At 57.2% G+C, this 7,039-nt stretch carries 10 protein-coding genes; 3 read left to right on the top strand and 7 right to left on the bottom strand.

Annotated elements, in window-relative coordinates; all coding sequences use genetic code 11:
* Nucleotides 1–85: 85 nt before the first annotated feature.
* Together HNH97_RS09255 and HNH97_RS09260 are read right to left on the bottom strand one after the other, a co-directional pair.
* A complete protein-coding gene (locus HNH97_RS09255; protein ID WP_039999851.1) occupies nucleotides 86–547 on the bottom strand; it encodes a YbaK/EbsC family protein in 462 nt (153 codons plus the stop codon).
* Between the two features lie 85 nt (nucleotides 548–632).
* Complete coding sequence (locus HNH97_RS09260) at nucleotides 633–1,388, bottom strand: class I SAM-dependent methyltransferase (protein ID WP_171790691.1); 756 nt, start codon at nucleotides 1,386–1,388, stop codon at nucleotides 633–635.
* A 99-nt stretch (nucleotides 1,389–1,487) separates the two neighbouring features.
* On the opposite strand from HNH97_RS09260, the gene HNH97_RS09265 reads away from it, so the two are divergent.
* Both HNH97_RS09265 and HNH97_RS09270 read left to right on the top strand, forming a co-directional pair.
* Nucleotides 1,488–2,270: a helix-turn-helix transcriptional regulator gene (locus HNH97_RS09265; protein ID WP_171790692.1), complete on the top strand. Its 783-nt coding sequence runs from the start codon at nucleotides 1,488–1,490 to the stop codon at nucleotides 2,268–2,270.
* Nucleotides 2,267–2,803, top strand: a complete 537-nt coding sequence (locus HNH97_RS09270; protein WP_171790693.1) for a hypothetical protein — start codon at nucleotides 2,267–2,269, stop codon at nucleotides 2,801–2,803. Before HNH97_RS09265 ends, HNH97_RS09270 begins: the two co-directional genes overlap by 4 nt.
* On the opposite strand, the gene HNH97_RS09275 is transcribed toward HNH97_RS09270, so the two are convergent.
* The 4 genes from HNH97_RS09275 to HNH97_RS09290 are packed head-to-tail and all read right to left on the bottom strand — an operon-like array spanning nucleotide 2,798 to nucleotide 5,167.
* Nucleotides 2,798–3,040, bottom strand: coding sequence for an NADPH-dependent FMN reductase (locus HNH97_RS09275; RefSeq protein ID WP_225063087.1), 243 nt, complete (start codon nucleotides 3,038–3,040; stop codon nucleotides 2,798–2,800). The two genes, HNH97_RS09270 and HNH97_RS09275, sit on opposite strands and share 6 nt — an antisense overlap.
* Nucleotides 3,041–3,100: 60 nt before the next feature.
* Nucleotides 3,101–3,655 carry a cysteine hydrolase family protein gene (locus HNH97_RS09280; RefSeq protein ID WP_010511156.1) on the bottom strand — a complete coding sequence of 185 codons (555 nt, stop codon included), beginning with the start codon at nucleotides 3,653–3,655 and terminating at the stop codon, nucleotides 3,101–3,103.
* 37 nt (nucleotides 3,656–3,692) lie between these two features.
* Nucleotides 3,693–4,595: a DMT family transporter gene (locus HNH97_RS09285; RefSeq protein WP_171790694.1), complete on the bottom strand. Its 903-nt coding sequence runs from the start codon at nucleotides 4,593–4,595 to the stop codon at nucleotides 3,693–3,695.
* Nucleotides 4,592–5,167 carry a TetR/AcrR family transcriptional regulator gene (locus tag HNH97_RS09290; protein ID WP_007400092.1) on the bottom strand — a complete coding sequence of 192 codons (576 nt, stop codon included), beginning with the start codon at nucleotides 5,165–5,167 and terminating at the stop codon, nucleotides 4,592–4,594. The genes HNH97_RS09285 and HNH97_RS09290 overlap by 4 nt, the downstream gene beginning before the upstream one ends.
* A gap of 189 nt (nucleotides 5,168–5,356) precedes the next feature.
* Here HNH97_RS09290 and HNH97_RS09295 point away from each other — a divergent pair, with 189 nt between their 5' ends.
* On the top strand, nucleotides 5,357–6,547 hold the full coding sequence (locus HNH97_RS09295) for an MFS transporter (RefSeq protein ID WP_171790695.1): 1,191 nt from the start codon (nucleotides 5,357–5,359) through the stop codon (nucleotides 6,545–6,547).
* Nucleotides 6,548–6,579: 32 nt separating this feature from the next.
* On the opposite strand, the gene HNH97_RS09300 is transcribed toward HNH97_RS09295, so the two are convergent.
* Entirely contained in the window at nucleotides 6,580–6,873 is a 294-nt protein-coding gene (locus HNH97_RS09300; RefSeq protein ID WP_050800791.1) for a helix-turn-helix domain-containing protein, read from the bottom strand.
* Nucleotides 6,874–7,039: the final 166 nt, after the last annotated feature.

Raw genomic sequence — 7,039 nt, forward strand, 5'->3', positions numbered from 1 at the left:
AACCAGATATGAAAAAACAGCAACGTCGTTCCTCGCGGTCATCCACATCGCTGCCGCAGCAGACTGGATCAAGCCCTAACAGGCCCTAGTGCTGGCTGACATCGACCCATTCTGCGCCAACAAGTTCCACCAGTTGCTCCGGCGTCAGACATACGGAACTGTTCCGATCACCTGCCGCGGGCCAGACTTCGTCAAACGCACGCAAGGAGATGTCGCAAAACACCCTGATCGGCCGCGGCAACCCAAAGGGGCACACGCCACCTACGGGGTGGCTTGTCAGTTGCAGCACCTCGTCCGCGGGCAGCATGCGAGGCCGGTTGCCGAACGTATCCTTCGTCTTGCGGTTATCCAGCCGTCCCGTCCCGGCCATGACAACCAGGATCCGCTCATCCCCGACTTTCAGCGCCAGCGTCTTGGCAATCTGCCCTTCCTCCACACCCAGAGCCTGAGCGGCTTCCGCCACTGTCGCCGTACTGTCTGTCAGCACCACCGGTTCGATATCAGGTGCGTTTGCCTCGAAAAATGCCTGCACGGACTCCCGGCTCATCTCTTCCCCTCCACAATGCTGGAAAACTGCTGGTGGTCCGGATGATGACACATCCTGCATTTCAAGGGCACAATCACAGACCGGTTCACAACGGCGCCACCTGAAAACTGCCGACATCAATCATGAAACTACCGTCTGCCTCGATCTCGAAATAGCGTTTTACCGCTTCCGGGGCAGTCTGCTGGAGGGAACGAATGGCCACAGCCTGCTCAATCGGGGTTTTCGTACGTGCCACCCAGCTTGCGAAGTCCATATGCAGACGATGGGTCTGAAAAGCCTTCAGAACGAAGCCCGCCTGCCCCAGACAGGCCGTCCATTCAGCAGATGAATAATCCCGTACATGCGAGATATCACGCAGCAGTTCCATCGACTGCAGCCAGCTATCCAGCAGGGCGGAAGATGGAGCCGTCACATCAATGAACAGAGCCATACCTGCAGAAGTCAGGACACGTCGTGCCTCCCGCAGACCTGCCAGAGCATCCGACCAGTGGTGGGTGGTAAAGCGACAGAACACAGCGTCAAAAGTTCCAGCGTCAAATGGCAACTCCTCTGCCGGGGCCTGTACCGTCGCAACATTATTCAAATCCTGCCGTGCCGCCTCGTGCGCCACAGCGTCCAGCATCGAAGCGGTGATGTCGCAGGGAACCACCTCTTCGACATGCGGCGCCAGACGGTAGGTCACGTGCCCTCCTCCACAGCCCAGATCCAGAACGCGCCGCAGGCCTTTGCCCGCAACAAGACGTTCGATCCTGTCCAGATCACTGCCCTGACTGTGTACTGCGCTGGCAACATAGTCCTGTGCCCGGTCGCCATACTGCCTTGCTGTGTATGAATCCGTCATCTTTTCTCATCTGCCTCTTATGTAATCTGTGACGTCAGATTGCCGGACACAAAAAGAAGGGATAAGGTCTCATTTTATACTGGTATAAAAACCACCATCATGAACCTTCCTTCTGAACAGCACCGCTCCCTTGGAGCCTTTCTGCGTGCGCGACGTGACGCCCTGTCTCCACAGGACGTTGGATTGCATGTCCTGCCCGGACGGCGTCGGGCACGGGGGTTGCGGCGGGAAGAAGCCGCCCAGCTCTGTGGTATCAGCACGACGTGGTATACGTGGCTGGAACAGGGTCGGAATGTCTCCTGTTCGGCGACGACACTTGCGCGTATTGCCACGGCTCTGCATCTGTCCCCTGCGGAAAGGCTCTATCTATTCGAACTGGCCCAGTTGAAGGATCCCGATGCATCACGGCCAGTCACCGCATCCAGTCTTCCCGAACCCGTCCGGACTTTCCCGGCGCAGGTGACCATGCCCTGTTATGTGCTGGATCCCCTGTGGAATGCCTGCGTCGCCAACAAAGCGGCCCGGCGTCTCTTCGTTGGATGGCTGGACAGTGAAGAGCGCAACCTGCTGCGCTACGTCTTTCTCGACCCTGCAGCCCGAACCTTTCTGGATGACTGGGAAGGCAGTGCCCGACGGGTTCTTGCCGAATTCCGGGCTGCCAGCATCCGTGGTGACACGCATCTGGTGGAAACACTCGTGCAGGAGCTTCGATCCCGAAGTCCGGATTTTGAACGGCTGTGGCATAATCAGAGTGTATTGCTAAGAGAAGGCGGCCCTCGCCGGTTTCGACATCCGGCCGATGGCCCATTGGACTTTGACCAGACCACCCTTACCTTCACGACATGGCCGCACTACCAGCTGGTAACACTGAAGCCCCGATGAACACTTTCGAAATCCTGCTCCCACATTATGATTTTTCTGAACGTCACGCGATTGTCATTCGCGGTCAGGCATCTGATATTCTCGATGCCGTTGCGGCTTTCCGCGTACAGAATGATCCCCTTGTGCGTCAGATTATCCGTCTGCGTGAACTTCCTGGCCGACTGATGAAGCGCCTGTCCGCCCCGCCACTGGATCTTGAAGACTTTACGCTTCTGGCGCGCACCGGACACGCACTTGCGTATGGTCTGGTCGGAGCATTCTGGCATGCCGATTATGGACTTCGCTCCATTCCTTCTCCTGACGCTTTCATGGCTGTACGGGAGGGAGATCTCTGCAAACTGGTTCTTGGCTTTACTGTCGCGCCCATTAGCGAAAGCAGGTGTCGCCTCATAACCGGAACACGTGTCCTCTGCCTCAGTGACAAGGCCAGACAACGCTTTACGCCGTACTGGTTTCTGATCCGCCCCGTCAGCGGGTTACTACGCCGCCGCATGCTGTGGAATATTCGTAGGGTTGTTGAGCAGCAGTCATGAAGTCGTATCCGGACTGGATACGATCAGACCGTCACTCGCAGCGACCTGATCCATGAAGGCACACACTTGTGGCGGAAGTTCACCCGTTTCCAGGTCAGGCGAGAACACCGGAAGCGCGCTCACCTGATCAAATACTGAGATAGAAAATGTCGCTGGTGCCATGAACGACAGAGCGCGCAGCATCGCAGTATTTGTCGAGTTGTGTCGTGTGCTTCCTGAAAGAGTCAATATTTTCACGATAATGCTTTAATTACCATATTCATATAAACCCCTGGAGCTATGGCTGTCGATAGCACCTCATTCCGAGGTATGGACTATCTCAGCTGTCGGCATGACTTTTGCATAGGCGAATGCCAACGCCGCCATATATGCAGAATGCACCTGATTTGCCGGAACGTTTGTTCCATTGAACTCCAGATCACGCGTGGCGACCGCGTCATGCACCACGGTCACGTCATATCCGAAGTCAACCGCAGCACGGACGGTCGCATCGATGCAGACATGGCTCATTGCGCCCAGAATGGTCAGTTTCCGAATTTCCCGCTCATCCAGAAGTGTTTTAAGGTTCGTGTCCCGAAATGCGTTCGGATGGTGCTTGAGAACCACCGGTTCCCCTTCCTTTGGCAGGACAAGCTCGTTGATCTGTGCGCCATATGAACCCGGTGCAAAAAACGGCGCGTTATCGGCCGGGAATTCATGACGGATATGGACAACCGCCATATCTTTTTCCCGAAAGTGGCTCAGGACGAGACGTCCGTTACCAGCAGCATCTTCAATGCCCACCAGCGGCCAACGCCCACCCGGGAAATAATCGTTCTGCAGGTCCACAATAATCAGAGCTTCATCTGTCATGTCTATCGCCTTTTCTGCATGAGATGATAATGGAAACTCACGCCTGTTCCACCTCGACCGGCACCGGAACAGGCCGCCGACGCACGAAGGCCAATACATTGCCTGCCATGACAAGCAGGAGTCCGATCAGCATGACAGCTGTCCACTGCGTACCTTCGAAAACGCATGACACCGCAAGAGCCAGAACAGGAGAAAGGATCGTCGTATAGCCAGCCCTGTCCGCCCCGATCCGGTGCACCAAAGACAGATAGGTCAAAAACCCGATGACCGAGCCAAATACCGACAGATAGGCCAAGCCGCCAAGCCAGGCTGCGGTAAGCGGAGCAGCGAAGCTGTATCCGTGCGCGAGCGCTACGGCTCCCACGATGACTGTTCCAACTCCCATCGCGTAGAACACGGCATTGGGCAGATCCAGATCGAAGCGACCGATCCTGCGGGTAACCATATTGCCCAGTGAAAAGAACAGAGTGCCCGCCAGTGCCAACCCGACCCCGGGGAGACTTCCTGCGTGCAGCCCTCCTCCATGATCTCCGCCCAGCAGCAGCGCGACGCCCATTACGCCCAGCAGGCCGCCGCCGATAATCCGTGCGTCAGGCCGCTGGCGGAAGAACAGCCAGAGGTTCAGGGCGTTCAGAACGCTGGCCAGACTGAAGATCACCGAGACCATGCCGCTGGGCAGATAGGCGGCCGATCGATAGAGCACGAGATAATTGCCAGAGAACAGACAGATCCCCATGGCGATCAGCCATGGTACACAATCAGCTGCCGGCCTTCTCAACCGTCCAGACAGGCATAACCAGCCGCCGAGCAGAACGAGGGAAAGCGCGAAACGCCAGAAGATCGCGACCTCGACCGGCGCTGCCCCAAGCTGAAGATGCATGGCGAACCACGTCAGTCCCCAGACCACGACGACGGCGATAAACAGAAGAACATTGGTCATGATGGCAGTTCGGCCTTTTCTCCACACCTGCGCACAGGACCAGCCAGGTGCAGGGCACGCCTGACTGCACGCTTGAGGGGTCTATTGTCCCCTTCCGTCGCAATCCAGAGCGTTGCGCCTTCCAACTGAGCCAACGTATCGGCAGCAGTTGCTGCGGGAGGCGCAATCTTTCCCGAACGCAGGATCCGGGTCATGGCCTCCTGCACAGACTTGAAAAATACCCTGACGGCTTTCTGCGCCTCAGGTGTCGCAGATGTCACGCCATAAGCCAGATGCAGGCCGACGCAGCGACCATGGTTTTCCAGCGTCTGCGCGATGCGCCCGATCAGCGTCCTCCATGCGTTACGCCAGTTCCGGTCTGGATCAGGCAGACCTTCCAGCATTTCTTCAAGCGTCAGCGCCAGAACCTCGGACACCAGAGCCTCTTTCGACGGAAACCGCGTATAGAGGCTCTGTGGACGCAGCCCCACACGTCCGGCCAGATCACGCATCGACGCACCTTCATAACCATATTCACGAAACAGCTCGCGCGCTTCGATCACGATATCGCGCAGGGGGACCGGCTCTCGCATTTGTTCTTTGACTCACGAACACTCGTTCGTCAGCGTAGGTCCAGCGCCCTCAAAGAGGCAATTCACAAATCAGTTGTGCTGAATAATAACAATGACGATACCCAGCTCTCACGCACAGGATCCCGACTGCCAGCGACCTGCTCGCCTCAACAGGCGAAACGGATCATGAACCGTTCAGACGTCCAGGCAATGAGAAATGACGTAGCTGTAGACACTGCGGTCCCATTTCGACAAATGGCCGCCCTCTTCGCTTTGGGAAGCTGTGCGCTCCTGAACGTCTATGCCACGCAGCCGATCCTGCCTGACATCGCCCGCCGGTTTGGTGTCAGCATAGGTACCAGCACCTGGACAATCAGCACCTCCACGCTGGGTGTGGCAGTTGCTGCCCCGCTGGCAGGCGCCATTTCGGATCGTTTCGGCCGCAAGCGTGTCATGGTGACGGCTCTCGTCGGACTGATCCTTTCAACCGCCTCCTGCGCTCTGGCATGGAATTTTGCCGCTCTGCTTTCCCTGCGGTTTGCGCAAGGGTTGCTTGTGCCCTTCATCTTCACCGCTGCTCTGGCATACATCGCCGAGGAGTGGTCCGGGCGCACGGCAACCACCATGAACGGCGTGTATGTAGCGGGCACGGCATTTGGTGGGTTTTGCGGGCGGTTTCTTGCCGGTACTGCTGCCTCCTTTACCGGCTGGCTCTCCACCTTTGTGGTTTTTGCGGTTCTTCTGGTGCCAGTGCTTGCGCTCACAGTATGCTGTCTGCCCACGGAGCGTCAGTTCAAAGCCAGTGCGTCTCTTGGAAACAGTTTACGGAATGTCGCAAAGGGAGTGCGGGACTGGCGGCTGCTCGCCACATGCTTTGTCGGGGCCAGCCTGCTGTTTCAGCAGGTCACATCCTTTACCTATCTGAGTCTGCGTCTGGCAGCCCCACCATTTGGCCTGAGCTCAATCGAAGTCGGTGCCCTGTTTGTAGTCTTCCTTTTGCCTGTTACTGTCACACCCTTCTTTGGGCGCCTTATCGGCACGATCGGGCGAACGCAGGCTTTTCTACTTTCACAGATCGCCGGGATTGCCGGAATTGCCCTGACACTTTCCGCCTATCTGCCTGCTATCATAGTCGGGCTGGCTCTCTCCTGCATGGCCGTCTTCGCCGGACAATCCTGTGCCACCGGCTATACCGCCCGACATGCCAGAAATGGTCGGTCTGCGGCAACAGGCCTCTATCTCACATGCTATTATCTGGGCGGCAGTATCGGAGCGGTTGCTCCTGCCCCTCTCTATGCCCGTCACGGCTGGCTCGGCTGTGCAGTCCTGATCTGTCTGGTGGCTCTGGCCAGCACAGCGCTTGCATGCGTGGCATGGAAAGAAAACGGGACCAACGCATAGGCGTATAACCTGATTGATGACTCAGAGCAGGATCAGCTCAATTTCCCAAAACGCTTCCTGTATTCAGCGGGTATGACGCCAAGATGGCTTTGAAACACCCGCCTCAGAATTTTCACAGACCCAAAACCTGCCTCGGCCGCCACCACTTTTGGCGGTTTACGTCCATCTTCAAGCAGACTGCGCGCAACCGTCAGGCGTGTCTGCTCAACCCATCGGGCGGGTGATACTCCGGTGTCCTGAGCAAAAAGTCGCGTCAGTTGCCGACGCTCCCGCGCCACCATTTCTGCCATCGCTTTCACACTGTGTTCAGCATCCGGCTGCTGCATGATCCGGCACTGTAAAAACTGGAGAGCAGACCGCCCGGCCGGCGACAGTTCTTTCTGCCGACTGTATTGTAGTCGAAATCTGTCATCCGGGTGTCGGCCGCTCTAAGTGCGCTAGACCACCTTCGGCTCAGTCAGAAGACATCCCAGCTTACATTCACACACATGT

The sequence above is a fragment of the Gluconacetobacter entanii genome (assembly GCF_013155425.1).
GTDB lineage: Bacteria > Pseudomonadota > Alphaproteobacteria > Acetobacterales > Acetobacteraceae > Novacetimonas > Novacetimonas entanii.